This is a genomic window from Nocardia sp. CA-129566 (assembly GCF_050956075.1).
Lineage (GTDB): Bacteria > Actinomycetota > Actinomycetes > Mycobacteriales > Mycobacteriaceae > Nocardia.
The window spans coordinates 9,156,929-9,181,707 of the sequence record NZ_CP192085.1; the positions used below are offsets into that span (position 1 = coordinate 9,156,929).

Here is a 24,779-nt window from a genome sequence, read left to right on the forward strand (position 1 = left end):
AGTCGGGGCGGTCAGGCCGTCGCCGCGTGCTCCGCATCCTCATGGCCGTCGTCGGCGACATCGAGCAGCTCCTCGAAGCGGGCGATCACCTTCTCGTGGTACAGCCCGAACAGATCCTCGAACAGCGCGAGCTGCGCATCGGACGGGCCGGAACCGGAGTCCCATACCGCGACCAGCGCACGCCATACCAATACATGCAGATCGGCAGCGCCCGCGAAGAAGGCCTCGACGGCCTCGGGTACGTCGAGCACCATCTCGCCGATGGAGTTCACGATCGCGCGCTGCATGCTCAGCCCGAGTGCGGTGAGCAGGCGGCGGACCAGTCCGACCTCGATGGCCAGAATCTGGCGGAAGTCGGGAACATCCTGTCGGGCAAGCGTTTCCAGTGCATCGATCTCGGCCTTGAGTTCGGCCGGGTCGATCTCCTGGTCGCTGCCGGTGTAGGCGAGCAGCGCCTCCATGACGATGCCGCGCTCCACCTCGACGATGTCGCGGAACATCTCGATGGCCACATCCGGCATCGGAATCGAGAAACGGAACAGGTGCCGGTACACGTCGATGCCGCCCGCCTCACGGACATCGCGAATGGTGAACCCCTTGCCGCGCCGCGCCTCGACGAATCCATACGATTCCAGCCGACCGAGGGTCAGCTGTGCGGTCGCGCGGTTCATATCGAACTCCTCCGCGACCTGCCGGACCGACGGCATCAAATCCCCTGGCTGATACTCCCCCGCGGCAACCCGGCGCGCCAGCTCATCGGCAACGTCGGCGACTACCGTCTGGGATCCCATCGAGATGCCACCTTTCGACTCGGTTCCGAATACGTCCCAGACAGTCTAAGCCCTCCTGTGCGAGACTGCACCTGTGTAACACTGGTCAGCGTGCGGTGTGAGGTGAGTCATGACCATTCAGCGTGGCAGCGGTCGGCCGACCGAGAGTTCGACTACTAGACGCGCACGCCTGTTCGCGGCGAACCCCAATGGCAAACCCCCAGTTCGCACCGCAGTTCGCAATGCCAAACTGGCCGCGATTCCGGTCGCCTTCGCGGGTCGCCAGGCCGCGGGCGTCGGCAAGCGCGCGATGGGCAGATCGGCCAGTGAGGTCGATCGCGAAATTCAAATGCGCACCGCCCAGCACATTTTCGAGGTCCTCGGCGAGCTGAAGGGCTGCGCGACGAAACTCGGCCAGCTGCTCGCCATTTACGAACTCGCACTGCCCCGGGAGCTCGCCGAGCCGTACAAGATCGCGCTGAGCCAACTGCAGGATTCCGCGCCCGCGATGCTGCCGCGCTCGGTGCACGCGGCGATGGCCGCCAGCATGGGCGAGAACTGGCGTTGGCACTTCCGGGAATTCGACGATCGGCGCGCGGCCGCGGCATCGCTGGGGCAGGTGCACCGCGCGGTATGGCGCGACGGCACACCCGTCGCGGTGAAGGTGATGTATCCCGGCGGCAAGCAGGCGGTCGCGAACGATCTGGACCAGCTGCGCCGCATCTCCACGCTGGCAACGGTTTTCGTGCCCGGTGCCGACGTCAAGGGGGTGACCGAGGCGATCTGCGCCGGCGTCCTCGACGAACTCGACTATGCCGCCGAGGCCGACCATCAGCGGGCCTTCGCAGCGGCCTATGCCGACGATCCGGATTTCTATATTCCGCGCGTGATCGAACAGCGCGGCGATGTGCTCATCACCGAATGGCTCGACGGCACACCACTGCCGCGCATTATCGCCGCCGGTACGCGCGCCGAATGTGATCGGGTGGGCATGCAGCTGGTCCGGTTCATGGCCTCCAGCTGGATCCGCAGCGGTCTGCTCTACGGCGATCCGCATCCGGGCAATTTCCGGGTGCTGCCGGACGGTCGACTCGGCGTCGTCGACTTCGGCGCGTGTGCGCCATGGCCCGCGGAAGGTTTCGAGGAGTGGGCGTTCGACTATTGCGACGCGTTGTTCAACGGTGGGCCAACGGATTTGGAGGCCGCGGCCCGACGGCACGGCTTCTGCGAACCCGGCCGCGCACTCGATGCCGAAGACCTGTTCAACATCGTTGTGCCGTGCATCGAGCCCTTCCAACACCCGACCTACCGGTTCACCACGCGCTGGCTGCGCAAACAGGTATTGCGCGTGACGAACCCGCGATTGTCCAACGCGCTGCGGCAGGCGACCATGCCCGCGCACTACACACCGTTCGCGCGCTCGATGCTCACGCTGGTCGGCGCGATCGGCCAGTTGGAGACCGAGGGCTCGTTCCGCGACGAGGTCGGCCGCTGGCATCCGACACTGCACGAGTTGGTCACCCGGCCCGTCGAGGAGGGCGCGGTACCGGATGACCTGGCGGTGGCGCGGCGCAAGCGAGCCGAGCAGGCCGCACGTCGGATGTCGGTCGGCTGATCCCCTGACCTGCCCGGATGCGCTTCCCAACATCGAAGGTTCATCGTCTCGGACAGTTGGATCGCCGGTTCGGTAGTTGATCACCCGGACGGCGAGCCACTGGTCAGCGCGTCAACCACTCTCGCCAGTGCGGACGGATGAGTGCGGCCAGCTCGTCGTACCCGGCCGCGCCCGGATGCGCGCCGTCACCCGCGCGCACCTCACGCATCCAGACCGCGCTGTCGCGCAACGGCTGATGGGCGCGCACGTAGGGGACCGCGGCAGCCGCGCAGATGGCGGCGAAACGCTCGTCGAGCCCGGCGGTCCTGGCATTGTGCTCGGCGTCATCGATGGGCGGCGGCGCGACCATCAGGACCGGGAGCCCGCGTTCGGCCGCCTGCGCGAGCAGTTCGGTCAGGTTGGCCGCCGACCGTTCGGGTGTCACGCGCGGTTGTCCAGCTATCAGCGTGGTGTCGTTGACGCCGAACGAGACGACCAGGCGGGCATCGGATCCGTCGGGCCAGCGGGGCGTGCATTCGGCCTGCCAGCGGCCCAGGATCTCGGTCGAGGTCTGCATGCGCACGCCGAGGTTGTACGCGGTGAGCGGCTGACCGGTCGCATAGGTCTCGGCCGCCAGGCGGCCGACCCACCCGAGGCACAGCGGGTCGCCGACACCCGCGACGAAGGAATCACCGATGAAGCACACGCGAAGGTCGTTCCACACCCGGCGATCTTCGCAATCGCCCGCCACCGCCCGAGACCGGGTCCGGCCACCGCACACCGAGGCATGGATGGCGGCGGTACCCGTTAGGATCGCGATGGTCGTTCGGGAGGGATTTGACGTTGACCGGGGTAGCTGAGGTGCCGCAGTGGTTCGCCGAGCTGTTCGCGCACCGGCGCTGGATTCGCCGGGTGGAGCCGTTTCCGCACATCTATGCCAGGGATGTGTTCGTGCCGGAGTTCTACCGGCGGCTGGCCGAGGAGTTGGCGCGGGTGCGCCGGGAGCGGCCGGAGGCATTCGGATCGGTGGCCGCCGATTACGGTGCGGTCGGGGCCCAGCTCGCCGGGCTGCGGGACGGCCCGCTGGCGCTGTTCCTGTCCCGGGAGTGGCACGATCTGATCGCCCGCGTCGCCGGGGTGGCGACGACCGGTGATGTCGAGGGATCGGTGCACCACCATCCACCGGGCAGCCCGCCGGGGTGGCCGCACAATGATCTGAGTCCGGCCTGGTTCAAGGGTCCGGCGCCCGATCCGGACCGGGTCACGACGGTGGATCCGGAGGTGGATCTGAAGACCGGCGCGCGGTCGCCGGAGGTCTTCGCACGGGAGACGGTACGCGCGGTGGCGGTGCTGTTCTATTTCGGCAATCCGGACTGGCGACCCGGCGACGGCGGCGAGACCGCGTTGTACGACCAGCTCGGCCCGAATCCGGTTCCCGCACTGACAATTCCGCCGATGGACAATTCGCTGCTGCTGTTCGAATGCACACCGCGTTCGTGGCATACCTTCGTCGGCGGCAATACCGCGGCACGCAATAGCGTGGTGATGTGGCTGCACCGGCCGAAGGAGGATGTGGTGCGGCGTTGGGGAGGAGACAGCATTGCGCAGTGGCACTGAACGCCGGGTTTGTCTGCTGACCGGCGCTGGTGGCCGACTCGGCGACGTCTTCTGCCGCGGTCTGTACACCGATTACGACATCATCGCGGTGTACCGCAACCGCACCCCCGCCGCACCGTCGCAGCTGGAATGGTTCGTCGACCCCTTGGCACCGGAACTGCCGGTGCCGGAGAACGGTTCGCGAATCTTCGTGATCAAGGCGGATCTGACCACACCGGGCGAGATCGAGCGCGTCGTCGATCTCGCGCTCGCCCGGTTCGGTTACGTCGATCTGCTGGTCAACAATGCCGCGTACAGCCGCTTTCACCCGCTCGGCATCGTCGACGGCGACGCGACACTCGACGAATTCGAACCGCATTTCGCGGTCAATGTCGGTGTGCCGCTGCGGTTGTCGGCCCGACTGGCACAGCGCTGCTGGGTGCATGCCCTGGATGAGAACCGGGCACGCAATCGCAATATCGTGAATGTCTCCAGCATTGCGGGCTCGCGGGTGTACCCCGGCGGACAGACGCTCTACGCCGCGTCCAAGGCGGCGCTCAACCAGCTGACCCGGCATACCGCGGCCGAATTCGAGGAGTTCGGGGTGCGGGCGAATGCGATCGCGCCCAACAGCTTTCCCGCGGTAGTGCCCACCGAGCAGGTGGTGCGGGCGATCGTCGAACTCGACCGCGGCGATATGACGGGCGAGATCTTCAGCGTCGGTGCCGAAGCCGAGGATGCGGCCGGTGGGCGCCACGCACTCGGTGCGGACGCCCGCTGACCTACCCTGACCTACGTCGCCGAACTCGTCACGCCGGTGATCTCCTCGGACATCACCCAAAGCCGTTGCGCGAGATCCGAATCCACCGCCTGCCTGTTGCGCGGGTGCTCGAGCACGAGCCGATGGAAGTATTTGCCGTTGATGTCATCCTGCGTTGTCGCCAAGTGCACCAGCGGATCCGCGCCCTTATCGGGCCGGATGAAGAAGGGCCGCGACAGCGGGGAGCGAATGAACGCGCCGAGGCCGAGCGGGGCATTGTCGTAGACGTGGGTGGCGACCGCGCCGGGATGGAAGGCGGCGGTGACCAGCCCGGTGCCCTCGGTGCGGCGGGCCAGCTCCCTGGTGAAGACGATATTCGCGAGCTTGGAGGTGCTGTAGGCGGCCAACTGGTTGAACGAACCGGTCGAGGCGTTGACGGTATCGAGATCCAACTTCGCCATCCGGTAGGTCGTGCTCGCGGTATTGACGACCCGGGCCCGCGACTGCACCAACCGCTCCAGCAGCAGACTGGTCAGCAGGAACGGCGAGAGATGGTTGACCTGGAAGGTCAGCTCATTGCCGTCATCGGTGACGGTGCGTTTCGCCCACGCGCCGCCCGCGTTATTGGCCAGCACATCGATGCGCGGATAGCGGTCGAGGAGTTGATCGGCGAGCTTGCGCACCTCGTCGAAGCGGGCGAAATCGGCGATGAACGATTCCGCGCCGACCCGCGCCGCCACCTCGGCGGTGCGCTCCGGCGAGCGCCCGACCACCGCGACCGTCGCCCCGCGCGCCACCAGCTTCGCCGCCGCCTCCGCGCCGATGCCCGAGCTGGCGCCGGTCACCACCACCGTCTTGTCGGATAGATCTTGTTCTGCCATGTGCTACCTCCAACGCCATTGCCTGATCCGTCCTGATCCTCATCGGATCGGCGGCATTCGGCAAGGTGGTCTACTGGCCGGTAGGTCGGCGAAAACGGCGCGGTGTGTATCGTCCCCGCAGACCCTAACCGTCGGCCCGCAACGGTACGTTTATCGACACCCCGACGACCGGCCACAGACGCGGAGAGGCGAAGGACCCACGAGATGCGAGTCGATGGGCGGGACATCCCGGTCACGGGGAGCCTGCTACAGCCGCTGAGGCGGCGGACCAGTGACATCATCCGCGTGGTGCTGGCGGCCCTGTGGGTCGGCGTTGTGGTGGCCGCCTCGCTGATCACCCGGCCGGAGTGGCTGGCACTGGAGCGGTCGGTCTCGAATATCGTCGGCTTCCTCAACCCGGACCAGTCCAACCTGGTGTATCTGGTCTACGGCATGGCGATTCTGGCGCTGCCGTTCGCGATTCTCATCGAGTTGATCATCGGCAGGCAGTGGAAGCTGCTCGCGGGCTATGCCGCGGCCGGATTGGTCGCCGGACTGCTGCTATCGATCACCGGCACGGGATTGTCCGCGCCGCAATGGCATCTGCAAGTACCGGACCGGCTCGACACCTTCCTATCGCAGTTCCTCGACGATCCGCGCTGGATCGCGATGCTGGCCGCGGTGCTGACCGTATCCAGTCCCTGGCTGCCGACTCGGCCACGGCGCTGGCTGTGGTTCCTGCTGCTGGCCTTCGCGCCGATCCATCTGGTGGTCAGCACGGTGGTGCCGGCGCGGGCCATGTTCGGACTCGCGGTCGGCTGGTTGGTCGGCGCGGTCATCGTGCTGGTGGTCGGCACCCCGGCGCTGGAGGTGCCGCTGGACGCGGCAGTGCGGGTGCTGGCCGGACGCGGACATACCGTCACCGCGTTCACCGTGGTGCATCCGGCCGGGCGCGGTCCGCTGGTGCTCGCCGCCGCCATCGACGGTCCGGAGCGCGAATTGACCGTCGAGATGTACGGCAAGAACCAACGCAGCTTCGGTGCGCTGCGCCAGCTGTGGCGCTGGCTCACCTTCCGCACCAGCGAAACGGCGGCGCTGCACGGCTCCATGCATCGCGCCGTCGAACATCGCGCGCTGATGGCCATCGCGGTCGGCGAACTGGGTCTGGCCGCCACGGAGCAGGTCGCCGTCGCGGCGCTGGAACGCGGCTGGATGCTGTACGCGCACACCATGCCCCGGGGTACACCGCTCGACCAGCACTCCGACGAGGTGCTCACCGGCGTGTGGAAATCACTCGCCACCCTGCACTGCGGCCAGATCTCGCACGGTGACCTGCGGCCGGTCGAGATCCGGATCGACAACGGCGACACCCTGTTCGGCGGCTTCGTCAACGCGGAGTTCGGCGCCTCGAATAAGCAACGGCAGTCCGACGTCGCACAGCTGCTGGTGTCGACCTCGGCGGTCTTCGGCAAGGAAGCCGCGGTGCGCACCGCCATCGAAACCCTCGGCGAGCAGACGGTGCTGACCGCGGCGAGCCGACTCACCAAGTCCGCCATGCCCGCCGGGATCAAGAAGTCGATTCCGGACTGGGCCGATGTGGTCGCCTCGGCCCGCGACGAGGTGCGCAGGCAGACCGGTCAGGACAAGATCGAGGCCGAGCAGATCACTCGGTTCAGCCGCAACCAGATCATCCAGCTGGTGCTGCTGATCGGACTCGTCTACGTCGCGTATCCGTTCATCAGCGCGGTGCCGACCTTCTTCTCCCAGCTGCGCACCGCCAACTGGTGGTGGGCGCTGCTCGGCTTGGCGGTTTCGGCGCTGACGTATGTCGGTGCGGCGGCGGCACTGTGGGCCTGTGCGTCACGGCTGGTCAGCTTCCGCAATCTGGTGATCATGCAGATCGCCAATACCTTCGCCGCGACCACGACACCGGCCCGGGTCGGCGGTCTGGCACTGAGCGTGCGGTTCCTGCAGAAGGGCGGCCTCGGCGCGGTGCGGGCCACCGCCGCGGTCGCACTGCAGCAGGCGGTGCAGGTGATCACCCATCTCAGCCTGTTGATCCTGTTCAGCGTGGCGGCGGGCACGTCGGCGAATCTTTCGCATTTCGTGCCCGACGCCACCGTGCTCTATCTGGCGGCCGGTGTGGGTGTCGGCATTATCGGCACCTTCATGTTCGTACCGAAACTGCGCCGCTGGCTGAACAATTCGGTGCGCCCGCAGTTGCAGGAAGTGCTCGGCGAACTCGGCGATCTGGCCCGCGATCCCAAGCGCTTCTCGGTGATCGTGCTCGGCTGTGGTGCCATCACGATCGGCCAGGCGCTCGCGCTGTGGGCCAGCGTCGAGGCGTTCGGTGGCGGCGCATCGTTCATCACTGTCACCATCGTCACGATGATCGGCGGCACCCTGGCCTCGGCCGCGCCGACCCCCGGCGGCGTCGGCGCCGTCGAGGCGGCGCTGATCGGTGGTCTGGCGGCCTTCGGTCTGCCCGCGACCGTCGCGGTGCCCTCGGTGCTGCTCTACCGCGTGCTCACCTGCTGGCTGCCGGTGTTCTGCGGCTGGGTCACCATGCGCTGGATGACCGCGAAGGACATGATCTAGGCCTTCTTGGTCGCCACCAGCACGCCGGTCATCGGCGCGATCGCGGTGAAATCGGCCGTCCCGAATCCGGCTTCCCGCAACGCTTCTCGATAGCGGCGGATATCGATGGCCGATAGCGGATCCGCCTGGTGTCCGGCCGCGTGCGGGTCGTCGGTGCGCCGTGCCGCGAATCGGGACATGAGCCGGACCACTGCGGGCAGCACCAGTCCGGTCGGGTGGGTATCGGCGAGCAGCAGTCTGCCGCCGGGACGGAGTACGCGGAACATCTGAGCCAGGGCCGCGCCACGTTTGGCCTCCGGAATGTGATGCATGACGAAGGTCGAGGTGACCACATCGACCGAGGCGTCGGGCAGATTCAGCGACTGCGCCGTGCCCACCTCGAAGCGACAATGGGGCAGGGCCGCGGTGCGGGCGGTCGCATAGTCGATCATCTCCGCCGACGGGTCGATGCCGAGCACGTGACCGGACGGACCGACTCGCTGCGCGAGCGCTCGAACGAGTTGGCCAGGGCCGCAACCGATATCTACGGCCCGCTCGCCCGCGGCGGCACCGGTCAGCTCGACAAGTCGAGCGTCCAGTGCGCCGATTCGGCCGAGCAGGAAGGCCGATTTAACCATGAGATAGCCACGCGGTTTGGTGATCAGGACGCCGATCTCGGAGTTCGGGTCAGTATGTACGGCAGTGGACTGTTGTCTGTTTCCGGTCATATGTTCATAATCGGACTCGGTACCCGGAACGACCAGAAGCAAAAAGCGAGATATGTTCTGTTCGGGACGGATTCGCACCATCTGTACGGGAACGTGAGGACGAGATGACCGGCAGCACCGATCGCCGGGTTCGGCGCACCAAGAGTCTGCTCCATCGAGCCTTGATCGAGCTGATGATCGAATGCGGCTACGACCGGATCACCCTGCAGGACATTCTCAATCGCGCCGATGTCGGACGCTCGACGTTCTACGCGCACTTCCGCGACAAGGACGATCTGCTGCTGGTGAGCAGTACCGAGTACCTGCGCGCGGCGGTCGCGGATGCCGGGTCGGCGGCGCATGACCCGCAGGTCCCGCATGGTTCGACACCGCTTGCGCCGCTGTACACGCTGTTCCGCCTGGCCTCGGCGAATCCCGAGGTCTATCGGGCGCTATTGGGGCGAAGGGCGACCGGTGTGCTGTTGCGCTCGACGCGGCGCATGGTGGAAGAGATTCTCACCGAACAGCTCTCGGGTCGACTGGATATGGACGACGACGAATTCGCCGTGACGGTGACGTTCCTGTCCTGGGGTGTCGTCGGACTTCTCGGCTCGATCGCGGACGCCGATCCTCCGCTGCCCGCCGCCGAGACCTACCGACGCCTGACGGATTTGGTCGGCCCCGGGCTCGAACGCCGGGTCCGGCGACCGGCCGACCCGTCACATACGGAAGGCCACCTTCCCACGGACGGCAAGGCGGCCTTCGGCTGAACGGAATCAGTTGGCACGCGGGCCGATAACCAGGCCGATCGCCGTCTCGGCCGAGGGGCCTACCACGGAGTCCGGTCAGCGCGAACCGATCAGATCCAGTACCTGGTCGGCGGTGCGGCAACCGGCGGTGGTCAGTTCGAGATTCGCCAGCGATCCGGTGTGCGTTTCGGGGTTCGCCGCGGCGACGCAATCCGAGACCGGATGCACGGTGAAGCCGAGATCGGTTGCGTGCCTGGCGGTTTGCTCGACCACCAGATTGGTCGCGACACCGGTCAGGAACAGCGTGTCGATGCCCTGCTCATCGAGCCATTCGGGCAGCGCACAGCCCGCCAACCCGGACAGTTTCTGATTGTCGAAGACCGCGGTCGGCTGCTCGGCCATCTCCGGGATGAGCTGCGTGCCCGGCGACTCCGGCCGAAAGTCGGTCTGCGCCGCCGCCACCGAACGCATGAATCCGGTGTTGCGTACCAGTCCACCCTCGCCGACGGGAATCGCGAAGCGCAGGAATGCCACCGGCAGCCCGCGCTCGGCCGCCGCCGCGTGCAAGCGCACCGCGCGCGGCACCACCCCGCTCGCCGCGACCGGCGCGGCCAGCATCGGCCCGAAGAATCCCTCGGGCCGAATCACATTCACCTGCCAGTGCAGGGCGAGGACGGCAGCGCGAATACGGGGTATCGCCATGGGGCGATCTTGACGCACCGCGTCGCCGCTGTCCACGATTTCCGCACTCAGGACGAATAGTCCTTGCGCAGCTGCACTTTCACGACCTTGCCGCTGGCGTTGCGCGGCAGCTCTGGCACGATCACCAGATCCTTGGGGTGCTTGTAGCGCGCCAGATTCTCGTTGAGGAACGGCGTCAGCTCATCGAGGGTGAGTTCGGCATCCGGATCGATAAGGGCGACAACGGCAACCGGCACCTCGCCCCACTTCTCGTGCGCCCGGCCGACCACGGCGGCCTCGCGGATCTTCGGATGTGCGAACAGCACATTCTCCACCTCGGCGCAGTAGATGTTCTCGCCGCCGGAGATGATCATGTCCTTCTTGCGGTCCACCACCCAGAGGAAGCCCTCCTCATCCGCGCGGACCAGGTCACCGGAGTGGAACCAGCCACCGGCGAAGGCATCGGCGGTCGCCTCCGGCTTATTCCAGTAGCCCTGCATGAGAGTCGGTCCGCGGTAGACGATTTCACCGATCTCACCGGGGGCGACATCGTTCATCTCATCGTCGACGACGCGGGCCTGGATGGTCGGGATGGGCTTGCCGACCGAGCCGAGCTTGCGGATCGCGTCCTTGCCCTCCAGCACACACGTGATGGGCGACATCTCGGTCTGGCCGAACACCGCGACATTGACCGCGTCCGGGAAGCAGTCGGCCATGGCGCGCAGCACGCTATCGGAGGCGGGGGCGGCACCCCAGCTGAGCATCTTCAGCGCGAGCTTGCGCTGTTTGACCGTCGGCTCCTCGCAGATCAGCTGCCACTGCGCGGGCACACAGAACGCGGAGGTCGCCTGCTCACGCTCGACCGCGTCGAGGAATTCGGTGGGATCGAACGCGCCGAGCGGATGCAGGACGGTCTTGGCACCGAGCAGGAAATACGGTGCGAGACTGCCGAGTCCGGCGATGTGGAACAGCGGCGAGGTGCAGAAACCGATCGCATCGGTTCCCAGATCCATGGCCCGAATACAGGTCAGCGCTTGGGCATTCATATTCGCGTGCGAGAGCACCGCACCCTTCGGGCTGCCGGTGGTGCCCGAGGTGTACATGATCAGTGCGGGGGTGTCCTCGGGGATATCGAGCGGCGTATGCGGTGTGCCGCCCTCGGCGAGCACATCGTCGTAGCCGAATACGCCCTCGGCGCTCTGGCCGCCGATCACGATGCAGGTCCCCAGTTCGGGCGCCTGGCCCTGAACGGCCGTGGCCAGCGGCCCCAGCACGGTGTCGGTGACGATCGCCTTGGCGCCGGAGTCGCTGACGATATAGGCGACCTCGGGCGGGGTGAGCCGGAAGTTCACCGGGACCGCGATGGCGCCGAGTGCGTTGATACCGAAGACGGCCTCGAGGTATTCGGGATAGTTCAGCGCCAGGATCAGCACCCGATCACCGAAGCCGATGCCGCGCCGGGCAAGTGCGTCGGCGAACTTCAGCGAACGCTCGTGCAGCTGCTGCCAGCTGGTGTCCACACCACGGAACCGCACCGCGACCGCGTCCGGGCGCATCTGCGCATGCGACGCGATCTGGTTGTTCCAGTGGTTGCGCCGCGACCGCAGCGGCTCGTCGAGCGCCTGTGCACCGGTGGTCATGCCACGAACTCCTCTCGGACCGCCGAGCGCGCGCCGGTGTATCCGACGGGTCGACGGACTGAACTGGAAGCAGAATAGCAACTAACTTATTGGCAGAGCAAGAGAACAAGATAGGAATCGCTGTTCATTCTCTCAGCGCAAGGTTTGCGGACAGAAATCACATTCTAACTGGGCTTATATCGGCTATTGCAGCAAACCTCCCCGCGACCAGATGGCGTCCACCCGGCATGACAATGCGAATCCTGGCTTACTTACAAGTTGAACAACGGGCGATTCTCGTGTCACCATCACTGCGTAAGGGCGGACTGGCGCGCCCCGCGAGGCAGAGGAGAAGCGCAGTGCTTCGTACCAGGTTCACCGAGATGTTCGGCGTCGAACACCCGATCGTGCAGGGCGGCATGATGCACGTCGGCCGGGCCGGACTCGTCGCGGCCGTTGCCAATGCGGGCGGCCTCGGCTTCATCACCGCGCTGACCCAGCCCACCCCCGATGACCTGCGCAACGAGATCGCGCGCACCAGGGAGCTGACCGATAAGCCGTTCGGCGTCAATGTCACGATCCTGCCGTCGATCAACCCGCCGCCGTACGCCGAATATGTGCAGGCGATCATCGACAGCGGCATCAAGATCGTCGAAACCGCGGGCAGCAATCCGGAGCCCTTCCTGCCGTACTACCGGGAGGCCGGAATCAAGGTGCTGCACAAGTGCACCAGCGTGCGGCATGCGCTGAAGGCGCAGAAGATCGGCGTGGACGGCGTGAGCATCGACGGCTTCGAATGCGCGGGACATCCGGGTGAGGACGATATTCCGGGCCTGATCCTGATTCCGGCCGCCGCGCGGGTCCTCGATATTCCGATGATCGCCTCCGGCGGCATCGCCGATGCCCGCGGTCTGGTCGCCGCGCTCGCCCTCGGTGCCGATGGCGTCAATATGGGCACGCGCTTCCTGTGCACCCAGGAGTCGGCGATCGATCAGAAGGTCAAGGAGCAGATCGTCGCCAACTCCGAACTCGACACCCAGCTGATCTTCCGGACCATGCGCAATACCGCGCGCGTCGCGGATAACGAGATCAGCCGCAAGGTCGTCGAAATCGAGAAGGCCGGTGGCACTTTCGAAGATGTCCGGGATCTGGTCGCGGGCGCACGCGGACGCCGCGTCTTCGACGAGGGCGATCTCGACGCGGGCATCTGGTCCGCGGGCCTGGCCCAGGGCTTGATCCACGACATTCCGACCTGCGCGGAACTCATCGACCGGATGGTTTCCGAGGCGGCGGAACTGATCACCGCCCGGCTCGCCGAAACGGTCGTCGCCTAACGGCTATTCAGCCGTCGCAGTCCATCGAGGGGTGACCGCGACCATCGGCTAACGTGCCGCCAGCGCTTCGACCGCCGCGTAGTCATGGGCCGCGACGATCTCGATGCCGTCGGGTAGGGCGTGCAGCCGGTGGATCGTGGTGAACGCCGCATCCCGGTCTGCGTCGAATAGCTGGCCGGGCATGGGGGCCTTCTCGCGGATCAGCTCCACCTGCATCCGGTGCCACACCGCATCGCCCGCGAGCAGTACCCGGGTGCCGTCGTCCACCGCGAGCAGTACGCCGATGCTGCCCGGTGTGTGTCCGGCGAGGTCGACCAGCAGGACCGAGCCGTCGCCGAAAAGGTCGAGGCTGCGCGGGAAGGTGAGCACCGGCGGACCGTCGAGTTCGAAAGTGTCGAAGGTGCGCCCGCGCAGCGGCCCCGGGGCCACACCCACCGGCGCATGCGGACCGTCGAGCGCCCATGCGCGTTCGGCGGCGGGCAGTCGAATGGACACCGAATCCGGCAGTTCCAGCAGACCGGAGATGTGATCCCAGTGCAGGTGGGTCGGGAGCACGAAATCGATGGCGTCGACGGCGATATCGCGGGCGGCGAGGGCGTCGGAGAGGCCCAGTACCGGCTTGTCCGGGGCCACCAGCAGCGGAATCGGAAACGGCAGCTCCGACACGACGCGAGCGTGCACATCCGAGCACAGGGCGGGGTCGATCAGGAATCGCGCCCGCGGATGCTCGATCAGATACGCGGCCATGGTCAGCGGCAGTTCGCGCAGGCTGCGCACCCCCTCGGCGACAATCGTGGTCGGCACGGCCATCCGAGCCTGCATCAGCACGGTCAGTCCGACGGTCGCCTTGGTCTGCGGCAGCGGCATCGGATCGAGTCCGGCCAGCAGCGCGGCGTCGGGACGACGCGGGCGCAGCAACCGTCCCGGGGTGGCCGCCAGTGCGGCGCAGCAGCGCAGCACGGTGGGCAGGGTCGGTGTCCGCTCGATTCCTGATTCGGGCACGGTGTCACCGTAAGCGATCACGCCGGTTGGCGAAAGAACCGGGCAGCCAGGGCGATTCCGGACAAATGCGGACGATTCACCCGCCGGTCATGGTCGTCGCAGAGCCCTTGCTCACGTCGATTTCTACGGCATAATCGCAGTGGGTACGGCGCGGGGGCACCAGCCCCCGGGGCAAGGGGTAGGAGGACGGATGGGGCTTGGTCTTCCGCACGGGCACAATGTTGTCCCGCGGCGCACGGCGCTGTTGACCGCTGCCGTCACCGCCATCGCCGACCTATTGGATGTCGACGCCGCGGTGGTGTCCACCAGCGCGCCGTTCAGCGATCTCGGCCTCAGCTCGCTCCAACTGGCCCGGCTGACGGCGCATCTGGAAGATGCCATGGGAGTCGAGGTTCCGCTCACCGCCCTATACGACCATTCGGACATCGAGCAGCTTGTCGAGCATCTCGCGATGCGATGACTACCCCGCCCACAGATCAGAAAGGCCAACCCGCTTCCGTCCAGCCCTATCCACCGGTATCGATCGTGGGAATCGGCTGCCGGGTGCCCGGCGCGGCCGGAGTGACCGAGTTCTGGCGCATGCTGCTGGCGGGTCGGGATGCCACCGGCGCACCACCGCCCGGTCGGCCGGGCACTCGCCGTGCCGGATACCTCCCGGATATCGACACCTTCGATAACGACTGGTTCGCCATCTCCGGCCGGGAGGCCGCGCTGATGGATCCGCAGCAGCGGCTGGCGCTCGAGGTCGCGGTCGAAGCCATCGACGATGCCGGAATCGGCTATCGCACCAGGGGTTCCGGGGCCGCGGTGGTATTCGGCGCCTGCGCCTACGATCACGGCATCGCGGTGCTCGGTCGGGGCGGGCACGATGCGCCCTACGCCGTGACCGGATCGGCGCTCAGCATTATCGCCAACCGGCTCTCCTATGTCCTCGACCTGCACGGACCGAGTCTGGTGGTGGACAGCGCATGCTCGTCCTCACTGGCGGCGGTAGATCTCGCGATGCGTCTGCTGGCCGATGACGCGGTGCCCTTCGCGATCGTCGGCGGGGTGCAGCTCACACTGCTGCCGCACACCTCCGAGTATCTGGCCGACAGCGGATTCCTCGCGCCGGACGGGCGCAGTAAACCATTCGACGCCGCGGCGGACGGATATGCCCGCAGCGACGGTTGCACCGTGGTGGTGATGCGGCGCACCGCCGATGCGTTGCGGGACGGGCAGCGGGTCTATGCGGAAATCCTCGGCGCGGCGGTCGGGTCGGATGGGCGATCCAATGGTCTGTACGCGCCGAATGGTCGCGCCCAGCAGGACACCATTCGGACCGCATGGGCCAGGGCGGGACTCGAACCGCGCGATAGCGGATACTTCGAATGCCACGGCACCGGAACGCCTTTGGGTGACGCGGTGGAGGTCGGCGCGCTCGCCGCCGTGATCGGGGACGACACCGCCCCGACCTGGATCGGCTCGATCAAATCCAATATCGGCCATCTGGAGGCGGCGGCCGGCGTCACCGGAATGGTCAAGGCGGCGCTGTCCATCCGGCACGGTGTGATCGCGCCGACCACCAACTTCCACACCGAGAATCCGCTATTGCGGCTCGCCGAGCACGGTCTGCGGGTGCCGACCGAGCCGATCGACTGGACCGCGACGCCGGTGGGTGCGCGGTACGCCGGGGTCAGCTCATTCGGATTCGGCGGGACGAATGCGCATGTGGTGTTGCGCGGGATCGAAGCCGAGCGGCATCGGGGATATGAAACGCCCGTGTTGATTCCGGTGACCGGCCGCGATGTCGCGGAACTGCGGACGCGGGCGCAGCGGTGGGCCGAGTTGCTCGACGGCGCCGACGCGAGCCCTGGCGCGGACTCGGCTGCTGGTGCTGTCGAGACGGGGCGCAGCGGTACCGACACGCTTCGGCAATTCACTTCCGCCACATCCCGATTGATACCCGAGCTCGCTCGCGCCGCGATTCTGGCCCACGATCGCAGCGACGCGGTGACGCAGTTGCGCGCACTCGCGGACGGCGACTCCGGTGCGGGAGTGATCGGCACGAGTTCGGTGCGGCGACGGGGCGCGATGCTGTTCCTGTTCTCCGGGCAGGGCGGTCAGCACGCCAGGATGGGGCGGGCACTGGCGGCTCGCTATCCGGTATTCGCCGAGGCCGTGACCGCCGCCGCGGACGCGATCGTCGCGGCGGGCGGAGCACGGGTGTGGACGCCGCGCAATGGATTCGCGCTCGGCGGTGCGGCCGCGAACAATGGCCCCAGCGCCACCGAACTCGTGCAACCGGCGATCTTCGCATTTCAGGTGGCACTGGCCGAACTGCTCGCCGCATGGGGCGTGGAGGCGGATGCGGTGGTCGGGCACAGTCTCGGTGAGGTCGCCGGTGCGGCGGTGAGTGGTGCGTTATCGCTCGCGGACGCGGCCCGAGTCGCGGTGCAGCGCAGCCGGATTCTGGCGCGACTCGATGGACACGGCGCCACGGCGCTGCTGGAGGCGACGCCGGATGAGGCGGCGCGGCTGGTGGAACCGCTGCACGCGACGGTGGGGATCGCGGCGATCAATGGGCCGCGTTCCGTGGTGATCTCCGGCGCGCCGCGCTATATCGACGCGCTGATACGGCGCGCCGGTCGGCGAAAGATGTTCGCGCAGCGGATCGGCGTCGACTTTGCCGCACACAGTCCACAGGTCGGCGCACTACTTCCGGAATTCGTCGACGCGCTCGGCGCGATCACCGCGCGGGTGCCATCTGTGCCGGTCTACTCCACGGCGCGCCGCGGTGAAACCATCACCACGGCCGCGATGGATGCCGGTTACTGGGCCGAAAATTCCTCGGGGACCGTTGAACTCGCCGTGGCACTGGAGCAAGCCGCTCGGGACGGTTTCACATCGGTACTGGAGATCGCCCCACATCCCGTGCTGATACCCGCGATTCGGGAATACCCCGATTTCGCCGACGCCGCCCATGCGGTCACCAACCGCGACGATGAGGCCGCAACCTTCCTGACCTGCCTCGCCGAGCTCTACCTCGAAGGCCGACAGGTGAACTGGGCCGCGAACGGACCATTCACGGCGGCACCGCCACCGCGGCAGTGGGTCAAACGCCAGTTCCCGCTGGTCACCACACTCGATGCCGGGGTTGCCGGATACCACGGCACCGCAATCCGTCCCGGTGTCAGCGGCAGCACCTCGACCAGCACCGGTACCAACCACAGCACCGCTAGCGGCATCAACGGCAGCACGACCTCCAGCCGCGATATCAACGGCGGCACGACCTCCAACCGCCATATCGACGACGGCACGACCTCCAGCCGCCATATCGACAGCACCACCACCTCTAGCCGCCATATCGACGACGGCACCACTTCAGGCACCAGTGTCAACAGCGGCACAACATTCGGCCGCGATATCAATGGCGGCACCACATTCCGCCCCGATACCGACCACCGCACGGCTAACGACCCTGGTGGTAACTTCGGCACCGCCAGCGGCCGCGATATTGAGAGCGGCACGATATTCCGCACCGCTGCCCACCAATTCACCGCTAAAAACCCTGGTGGCAACAGCGGCACCGCCAGCGACCGCGATATCGACGACGGCACGATATTCCGCCCCGATACCGACCACAGTGCCGCTGAAGACCCTGGTGGCAACACCGGCACAACATTCGGCCGCGATATCGACGGCGACACGATATTCCGCCCCGATACCGACCACCGCACCGCTAACGACCCTGGTGGTAACAGCGGCCGCGATATCGACGGCGACACGACATTCCGGCCCGCTGCCCACCAATTCACCGCTAAAAACCCTGGTGGCGACACCGGCACCGCCAGCGACCGCGATATCGACGGCGGCACGACATTCCGCCCCGATACCGACCACCGCACCGCTAACGACCCTGGTGGCAACAGCGACCGCGATATCGACGGCGACACGACATTCCGGCCCGCTGCCCACCACCGCACCGCTAACGACCCTGGTGGCAACAGCGGCACCGCCAGCGGCCGCGGTGTCGACCACGACATCACCTCGGACGCTGGTGTCAACGACGACACCACCGCGGACCCGCGTATCAACAACCGCATCACTTCCACCGTTGGCATCAACGGCAGCACCGCTGCGGGGCGCGCCGTCGGGCACGGCACCGCTCCGGATGCCGACCAGCGCACCGTTGGCGACTCGGGTACCGCTGGTGTCCACATCACGGGCAGACGAGATGTCGATGCGAGCGCATCCGAGGTCGTCCTCGCCGAATCCGAGTTCCCCGCAGATGATCTCGACGATCACGTGGTGCGGGGTGTACCGACGGTCCCGGCGGTTTTCTGGCTGCGCAGGTTGCTCGAACTGGCTCGGGCGGGGCACATATCGACCGCGATCGCTGATTTCGTGGTGCACGAGCGGACCGATCTGGCGGCGCTGTCGACGCTCACCTACCGGAAAACCGGTGGTGGAAAGCTACAGGCGGAGGTCACAGGCGCCGGGACGCTGGCTTCGGCACGGCTGGCCGGTGACCCCACACCCGGGGATATCGTCGCATGGATGCGGGTGGTCGACGCAAATCGGGCGGCGCGCAGAAGGATGCGAATACTGGCGCCCGCCGATTTCTACGACTCGTTGCGCGCGCATCATCTCCAATACGGTCCCGGCTTCCGTACGCTGCGCGAAATCGAGACCGGGCCCGATTGTGCGGTGGGCTCGTTCACCGCCGCGGCCCCGCACGATGGCGCATCACCGCACCGCTCGGCGATCCTGGACGGCTGTCTGCACCTACTCGCCGCCGCGGGCCACGACCACCTGCCCGACAACGCTGTCCCACTGCCGATCGGCATCGAATCCGCCTGGCTTTCCGCCGAACCGGAGCTGGTGCTGCTGGAAGCCCACGCCTTCGTGCGCGACCGATCGGCCCATGGACTGACCGGTGACATCATCGGCACCGATCAGCACGGGGTCCCGGTGCTCGCACTCTCGGGTGTGCAGATCCGTTTCGCGAGCTTGCCGCTGCGGCCCGAATCGACAACCCACGTCGGCCCATTCCGTTACGAAACGTGGACGCCGTTCGAAATTCACCATTCCCCCGATGGCAACGGTGACCGAATCCAGCGCCACCCTGACCCGCAGCGCGCCCTGGTGATCGGCGAGTCCCCGCTCGCGGTCCGGCTGGCCAGGGCACTCGACCGCACCGTGCCCACCGAGCGGGTCGCCCGCGAACCGGATGCCGCCGGTCCGATCGTCTCCGCCGTCCTCGCCGCCCGCACCGGCTCCGCCCGCGCCGCGGTGATCGTGGTCTGGCCCGCCGACTTCGGCGCGACCCCCGAGTTCGACCGTGACGGACACGCGAACAGCATCGTGACCACCACCGCGCGGGTACTCGATCTGCTGCAACGCGTCCAATCCGAAGACGCCACCGCGTCGGTGACGATCGTGCTCCCCCACCACGGCTCCGCCCACCGCACAACATCGTCGGCCAACCGCCGGACACCACCGGGCACTGTGCCGATGGCCGTGGCCGGTCTGGTTCGCTCGCTGCAGCTCGAATCGGGCCGCGAGGTCCGGCTGATATGGACCGATGCGGCGCAGAGCGCAGTGCCCAGCCTGTGCGACCTCATCGTCCACGCGGCCACGGCGGCGTCCACCCCGTCCGCGCTTCCCGATGAACTCCGCATCACCGATGGCGCTATCGCCGCACGCCGTTTCGTACCCGCCCGCCCGGGGTCGGCCACCCCGATATCCATCGACCCCAATGGCACCTACGTGGTCACCGGCGGCCTGGGTGCGCTCGGTTCGGTCGTGGTGCGCTGGCTGCTCGATGCCGGTGCCCATGATGTGGTGGTACTCACCCGCGCGCCCCGCCCGGTGCCCGCGCTCTTGGACGGACTCGAGGACCGAATCGTCGTGGTGCGCTGCGACGCCGCCGACCGCAGCGATCTCGCCAACGCCCTCGATGATGTCCGGGAGTGCGGATCCACCATCCGTGGGGTCGTCCACGCCGCGGGGGCACTCGAGGATGCCGCCTTCGAGGCCGTCACCGCGGGTCAGCTCGCCCGCATGTTCGCGCCGAAACTGATCGCCGCTGGCAACCTCATCGAACTCACCGCCAGCGATCCGACCGACTTCGTACTGCTGTTCTCCTCGGCCACCGGAGCATTCGGCGCGCCGGGTCAGGCCGCGTATGCCAGCGCCAATGCGGCGATGGACGCACTCGCCCGCGCATATCCCGGTCGACGCGTACTGAGCATCGGCTGGGGAATCTGGGATTCGGGACTCGCCGACGCCGCGGGTGGCGCGCCACATTTGCGACGCGCCGGGATCTCGGCGTTCGATATCCCACGCGGGACCGAATTATTCGCTCAGACAATGTATTACGACCAGCAGTACCTGCTCGCAGTCGATTACGCACCGACCACGGATTCGGCTCCGGTCGCCATCCGACTGCGCAACCTGCTCACCGATCGGCCGACAACCCCGGCACAGCCGAATCCAGCGCCCCCGCAACATCCGGCCGAACCGCTCACCACGACCATCCGCACCATGCTGGCCGCCACCCTCGACCTGACCGCCGAACATCTCGATCCCGAAGCCGATTTCAACGAATTGGGCCTGAGTTCCCTGCTCGGCATCCAGTTGCGCCGCCGCCTCGAATCGCGGCTCGATATCCGGATCTCCACCGCCGAACTGTTCCAACACCCCACCATCACCGCGCTCGGTGCCGTGCTGGCCGAGCGCATCGCCGCGAAATCCGCTGAGCTGCCGTGACTTCGCCACCCACCACATTGCCCCGCAACGCGCTGGCCGCCCGAATCGACGAATGGGCACGGACAAAACCCGACAGCGCCGCCTATACCGAGTTGCGCTATCACGGACAACACTGCGAGCCGGTCACGCTGACCTACCGACACCTGCACGCCGCGGCGGGCGCACTGGCCCGAAGACTCAGGGCGACCAGCGATCCCGGCGACCGAGTGGCAATCCTCTGTGCCCACGGAATCGACTATGTCGTCGCCTTTCTCGCTTGTCTCTACTGCAATCGCATTGCCGTACCCCTGTTTCCACCCATCGGAGGCCGAAATCGGTCCCGGCTCGACGGGGTACTCGCCGTTGCCCGCCCGGCACTCGGCCTGATCTCAGCCGCCGACAGCACTACCGGCGATATCTTCGGCCGAGCACTGGGCCGAGTCCTGGAGGTCGCGCCGGATGTCACCGCATCGGCCGACCCGATCGTCGATGGCATCCGAACGGATCCGGCCTACCTGCAGTACACCTCCGGATCGACCAGGGACCCGGCCGGAGTCGAGGTGACGCACGCGAATCTCGCCGCGGCACTGGACCAATTGTGGACGGCGGTGCCCGCGGTCCGCACCAAACCGATCGTGTCCTGGCTGCCGTTCTTCCACGATATGGGTCTGGTGCTGGCCCTTTCGCTACCGCTCTACGCGGGCGTACCCGGCGTGACAATGGCGCCAGCCGAATTCGTCAAGCGCCCCATCCGCTGGCTGCGCGCGCTCAGCGACTACCGCGCGGGTACCACCGGCGGCCCCAATTTCGCCTTGGCCCTCGCGGTCTCGGCGACCACCGTCGCCGAACGCGCGGACCTGGACCTATCCGGTCTCGACGCACTGATCATCGGCGCGGAACCGATCCGTGCCGATGTGCTGACCGCCTTCACCGAAACCTTCGCCGCCCATGGCTTCCGGCATCACGCCCACACTCCGGGATTCGGTCTGGCCGAGGCCACGCTTGCGGTCACCATCCGCGGTGGGCTCGATGAGCCCGTCTCGCACCGCTTCGATCGGGTGGCCCTGGCGCAGGGCACCGCACGAGTGGCGCGCACCGGTGTCCCGCTCGTCGGCTGCGGCATTCCCGCTGGCCAGCAGGTCGCGGTCGTCGAGCCGAGCGAGCGCATCGAGGTGGCGATGGGCACCGTCGGCGAGATCTGGGTCCGCGGTCCCAATGTCTGCGCCGGGTACTACAACAATCCGGACGCGACCACGGCGAGTTTCGGTGCCACGCTAGCCGGTGGCCGCGAATCCTGGCTGCGCACCGGCGATCTGGGGTTCTGGTACGAGGGCCAACTCTATATCGCGGGCCGACTCAGGGATCTCATCGTCATCGACGGCCGCAACCACTATCCGGCCGATATCGAGACCACCGTGGCCGACTGCGCGCCCGAGGTGCGGGCCGGGCGTGTGACCGCGTTCGGGCACGATGACGGTCACCGCGAGGATCTGGTGGTGGTCGCCGAACTCAGCGATCCTGCGGCCGGATCACCGGAGGTGGCCGCACTGGCCCGCCGCATCCGCAATGCCATCGCGACCGCGCACGAGGTGACACCCGGCGATATCGTCCTGGTGCGACCGGGCCGGATCCCCAAGACCTCCAGCGGCAAACTGCGCCGCGGCGAATGCCGGGCACTCTACGGAGCCGGCCACCTGACCCGGCCCGAGCACCGCGGAAACACCCCGCCGATGTCCCCCTGATCGGGCACAGCGAGCGCGATGATGGGCGCCATGGCGACCGAAATCCTCCCCGTGACATGGAAAGACCAGCCCGACGAGCACGACTATCCGGCAGCCGCCGACTATCTGGAACTGCTCGCCGAACCCGATGTCGTCGATGCGGTGGTCACGGATCTGCGCGCCGCCCCGATCGTGCACAAGAAGGCCAAGGACATCCTGCGGGCGGCCGGACTCGAGCTGCTAGCGCCCGAAAATCCGTATGTCCGCCGCGATCTCATCAAGATCAACAACCGTAAATCGCTGTCACCGATCCTGTTGGTCCGCGGCGACTTCCGCACCGAGGTCCCCCTGGTGATCGCCGACGGCTACCACCGTGTCTGCGCGGTCCACTGGGCCGATGAGAATATCGCCATTCCGGCGAAGATCGCCGCCATGCCACGATGACCTTCTCCACCCTCGCCCTGGTCATCACGCTCGGACTGTGCGGCCCGCTGCTCGCGCTGCGGCAGGCCTGGCATATACCGGTGATCCTCGGCGAACTGTCCGCTGGCATCGTCTTCGGCACCACCGGATTCGGCATTCTGCACGCCACCGACCCCCTGTTCACCTTTCTCGCCGATATGGGTTTCGCGCTGGTCATGTTCGTGGCGGGCACCCATGTTCCGGTGCGTGATCCGGCCGTCCGTGCCGCACTCGGCAGCGGCGCGATACGGGCGGTGCTGGTCGGATTGCTAGCCACCGCGGCCGGTTTCGGCATTGCCCGCTGGTTCGATACCGCACACGGCGCGGTCTACGCGGTGCTGATGGCGTCCTCATCGGCGGCGCTGGTGCTGCCCATTACCGATTCGCTCGGCCTGCGGGGTAAGCCCGTGCTGGCCCTGACCGCCCAGGTCGCGATCGCCGATACCGCCTGCGTGGTGGCGCTGCCGCTGGTGATCGATCCCGGCAACGCGGCTCGTGCGGCACTCGGCGCCATCGTGGTCGCGGTGGCCGCCACCGTACTGTTCCTGGTGCTGCGCCACCTGGAACTGTCGGGTACGCGGCGGCGGGTGCATCGGTTGTCCGAAGATCGCGCGTTCGCGCTGGAACTGCGGGTCAGCCTGGCGGTGCTGTTCGCCTTGTGCGCTTTGGCAACCCGAACCCACGTGTCGATCATGCTCGCCGGATTCGCCGCCGGACTGGCTGTCGCCGGAGTCGGCGAGCCGCGCCGGGTCGCCCGCCAGCTCTTCGCCATCAATGACGGCTTCCTCGGTCCGCTGTTCTTCGTCTGGTTGGGCGCCCGGCTCGACCTGCGCGAATTCGGCGATCACCCCCGGCTCATCGCGCTCGGTCTCGCACTCGGCAGCGGTGCGGTACTGGTGCACCTCACGACCCGCCTGGCAGGACAGCCGATCGCCTTCGGCACCCTGGCCGCGGCGCAGGTCGGCGTCCCGGTCGCCGCCGTCACGGTCGGCTCGCAACTACACGTGCTGGTGCCGGGCGAGGCATCGGCCATGATGCTCGGTGCGCTGTGCACCATTGCGGCGGCGGCACTGGCGGCCAGCCGAATCGCGGCCGCGAGCACCCGCGCAAAGTAGGGTCGGGTATCGGCTCGTCCGGGCGACAACCGATTTCGAGCCCTGGACAACAGCCTCTGGATCAGGGCGCCATGAAGATGCGGATGAGGCTCAGTCCTCGGTGCGGCCCAGCAGACGGTCGGTCTCGCGGCGCTCCCGTTTGGTCGGTCGACCCGACCCACGATCGCGGCGCGGCATGGTCGCGAGAATCTCCCGGGAGGGCGGCGGCGGACTGCGATCGATCAAGCACTGCGCGGCGATCGGCGGGCCGACGCGCTTGACGACAATGCGCTCCACAATGACGATGCGCTCGATACCGCTGGCGCGAATCCGCACCTCGTCACCCGGGCGAACATGCTGGGCCGGTTTGGCCGCAACGCCGTTCACCCGGACATGTCCACCGCGACAGGCCTCCGCTGCGGCGGACCTGGTCTTGAAAAGACGCACCGCCCACGTCCACGAGTCCACACGGGCTTGTGTCGGGGCGGTGTTCTTGGTAGTCGGTTGGGCGGGTGCCACCC

Annotated in this window: 19 protein-coding genes; 11 read left to right on the top strand and 8 right to left on the bottom strand. The window is 67.3% G+C overall.

Features of this window, described 5'->3' with window-relative positions; translation table 11 throughout:
- Positions 1 to 11: 11 nt before the first annotated feature.
- On the bottom strand, positions 12 to 791 hold the full coding sequence (locus ACQP0C_RS40810; protein WP_433729106.1) for a GntR family transcriptional regulator: 780 nt from the start codon (positions 789 to 791) through the stop codon (positions 12 to 14).
- A gap of 109 nt (positions 792 to 900) precedes the next feature.
- Between ACQP0C_RS40810 and ACQP0C_RS40815 the strand changes: the two genes are divergently transcribed.
- The gene (locus ACQP0C_RS40815; protein WP_433729108.1) at positions 901 to 2,385 is read left to right on the top strand and encodes an ABC1 kinase family protein; all 1,485 of its coding nucleotides are present in this window, start codon (positions 901 to 903) and stop codon (positions 2,383 to 2,385) included.
- Positions 2,386 to 2,488: 103 nt separating this feature from the next.
- On the opposite strand, the gene ACQP0C_RS40820 is transcribed toward ACQP0C_RS40815, so the two are convergent.
- Positions 2,489 to 3,088: a GDSL-type esterase/lipase family protein gene (locus ACQP0C_RS40820; protein WP_433729110.1), complete on the bottom strand. Its 600-nt coding sequence runs from the start codon at positions 3,086 to 3,088 to the stop codon at positions 2,489 to 2,491.
- Positions 3,089 to 3,207: 119 nt separating this feature from the next.
- Between ACQP0C_RS40820 and ACQP0C_RS40825 the strand changes: the two genes are divergently transcribed.
- Together ACQP0C_RS40825 and ACQP0C_RS40830 are read left to right on the top strand one after the other, a co-directional pair.
- Positions 3,208 to 3,981 carry a 2OG-Fe(II) oxygenase family protein gene (locus ACQP0C_RS40825; protein ID WP_433729112.1) on the top strand — a complete coding sequence of 258 codons (774 nt, stop codon included), beginning with the start codon at positions 3,208 to 3,210 and terminating at the stop codon, positions 3,979 to 3,981.
- Complete coding sequence (locus ACQP0C_RS40830; protein WP_433729114.1) at positions 3,965 to 4,741, top strand: SDR family NAD(P)-dependent oxidoreductase; 777 nt, start codon at positions 3,965 to 3,967, stop codon at positions 4,739 to 4,741. The genes ACQP0C_RS40825 and ACQP0C_RS40830 overlap by 17 nt, the downstream gene beginning before the upstream one ends.
- Positions 4,742 to 4,752: 11 nt before the next feature.
- Here ACQP0C_RS40830 and ACQP0C_RS40835 read toward each other — a convergent pair whose 3' ends face one another.
- Positions 4,753 to 5,601, bottom strand: coding sequence for an SDR family NAD(P)-dependent oxidoreductase (locus ACQP0C_RS40835; protein ID WP_433729116.1), 849 nt, complete (start codon positions 5,599 to 5,601; stop codon positions 4,753 to 4,755).
- Positions 5,602 to 5,805: 204 nt separating this feature from the next.
- Here ACQP0C_RS40835 and ACQP0C_RS40840 point away from each other — a divergent pair, with 204 nt between their 5' ends.
- On the top strand, positions 5,806 to 8,178 hold the full coding sequence (locus ACQP0C_RS40840) for a flippase-like domain-containing protein (RefSeq protein WP_433729118.1): 2,373 nt from the start codon (positions 5,806 to 5,808) through the stop codon (positions 8,176 to 8,178).
- On the opposite strand, the gene ACQP0C_RS40845 is transcribed toward ACQP0C_RS40840, so the two are convergent.
- Positions 8,175 to 8,885 carry a methyltransferase domain-containing protein gene (locus ACQP0C_RS40845; protein WP_433729120.1) on the bottom strand — a complete coding sequence of 237 codons (711 nt, stop codon included), beginning with the start codon at positions 8,883 to 8,885 and terminating at the stop codon, positions 8,175 to 8,177. The two genes, ACQP0C_RS40840 and ACQP0C_RS40845, sit on opposite strands and share 4 nt — an antisense overlap.
- Before the next feature lie 104 nt (positions 8,886 to 8,989).
- Here ACQP0C_RS40845 and ACQP0C_RS40850 point away from each other — a divergent pair, with 104 nt between their 5' ends.
- Complete coding sequence (locus tag ACQP0C_RS40850) at positions 8,990 to 9,634, top strand: TetR/AcrR family transcriptional regulator (RefSeq protein WP_433729121.1); 645 nt, start codon at positions 8,990 to 8,992, stop codon at positions 9,632 to 9,634.
- A 75-nt stretch (positions 9,635 to 9,709) separates the two neighbouring features.
- Here the strand turns inward: ACQP0C_RS40850 and ACQP0C_RS40855 are convergent, their stop codons facing one another.
- Both ACQP0C_RS40855 and fadD5 read right to left on the bottom strand, forming a co-directional pair.
- Positions 9,710 to 10,315: a cysteine hydrolase gene (locus ACQP0C_RS40855; RefSeq protein ID WP_433729123.1), complete on the bottom strand. Its 606-nt coding sequence runs from the start codon at positions 10,313 to 10,315 to the stop codon at positions 9,710 to 9,712.
- 47 nt (positions 10,316 to 10,362) lie between these two features.
- A complete protein-coding gene (fadD5, locus tag ACQP0C_RS40860; protein ID WP_433729125.1) occupies positions 10,363 to 11,934 on the bottom strand; it encodes a fatty-acid--CoA ligase FadD5 in 1,572 nt (523 codons plus the stop codon).
- A gap of 338 nt (positions 11,935 to 12,272) precedes the next feature.
- Between fadD5 and ACQP0C_RS40865 the strand changes: the two genes are divergently transcribed.
- On the top strand, positions 12,273 to 13,247 hold the full coding sequence (locus tag ACQP0C_RS40865) for an NAD(P)H-dependent flavin oxidoreductase (RefSeq protein WP_433729127.1): 975 nt from the start codon (positions 12,273 to 12,275) through the stop codon (positions 13,245 to 13,247).
- A gap of 48 nt (positions 13,248 to 13,295) precedes the next feature.
- Here ACQP0C_RS40865 and ACQP0C_RS40870 read toward each other — a convergent pair whose 3' ends face one another.
- Entirely contained in the window at positions 13,296 to 14,249 is a 954-nt protein-coding gene (locus ACQP0C_RS40870; RefSeq protein WP_433729129.1) for an MBL fold metallo-hydrolase, read from the bottom strand.
- Between the two features lie 190 nt (positions 14,250 to 14,439).
- Here ACQP0C_RS40870 and ACQP0C_RS40875 point away from each other — a divergent pair, with 190 nt between their 5' ends.
- The 5 genes from ACQP0C_RS40875 to ACQP0C_RS40895 all read left to right on the top strand — a co-directional run bounded on the left by ACQP0C_RS40875 (position 14,440) and on the right by ACQP0C_RS40895 (position 24,279).
- Positions 14,440 to 14,709 (top strand): acyl carrier protein, encoded by a 270-nt coding sequence (locus ACQP0C_RS40875; protein ID WP_433729131.1) that lies wholly within the window; start codon positions 14,440 to 14,442, stop codon positions 14,707 to 14,709.
- 65 nt (positions 14,710 to 14,774) lie between these two features.
- Positions 14,775 to 21,002 (top strand): SDR family NAD(P)-dependent oxidoreductase, encoded by a 6,228-nt coding sequence (locus ACQP0C_RS40880; RefSeq protein WP_433729133.1) that lies wholly within the window; start codon positions 14,775 to 14,777, stop codon positions 21,000 to 21,002.
- Positions 20,999 to 22,723: a fatty acyl-AMP ligase gene (locus tag ACQP0C_RS40885; RefSeq protein WP_433729135.1), complete on the top strand. Its 1,725-nt coding sequence runs from the start codon at positions 20,999 to 21,001 to the stop codon at positions 22,721 to 22,723. The genes ACQP0C_RS40880 and ACQP0C_RS40885 overlap by 4 nt, the downstream gene beginning before the upstream one ends.
- 30 nt (positions 22,724 to 22,753) lie before the next feature.
- Positions 22,754 to 23,146 (top strand): hypothetical protein, encoded by a 393-nt coding sequence (locus tag ACQP0C_RS40890; RefSeq protein ID WP_433729137.1) that lies wholly within the window; start codon positions 22,754 to 22,756, stop codon positions 23,144 to 23,146.
- The gene (locus ACQP0C_RS40895) at positions 23,143 to 24,279 is read left to right on the top strand and encodes a cation:proton antiporter (RefSeq protein WP_433729139.1); all 1,137 of its coding nucleotides are present in this window, start codon (positions 23,143 to 23,145) and stop codon (positions 24,277 to 24,279) included. Before ACQP0C_RS40890 ends, ACQP0C_RS40895 begins: the two co-directional genes overlap by 4 nt.
- Positions 24,280 to 24,369: 90 nt before the next feature.
- Here ACQP0C_RS40895 and ACQP0C_RS40900 read toward each other — a convergent pair whose 3' ends face one another.
- Positions 24,370 to 24,777 (bottom strand): RNA-binding S4 domain-containing protein, encoded by a 408-nt coding sequence (locus ACQP0C_RS40900; RefSeq protein WP_433729141.1) that lies wholly within the window; start codon positions 24,775 to 24,777, stop codon positions 24,370 to 24,372.
- Positions 24,778 to 24,779 lie beyond the last annotated feature (2 nt).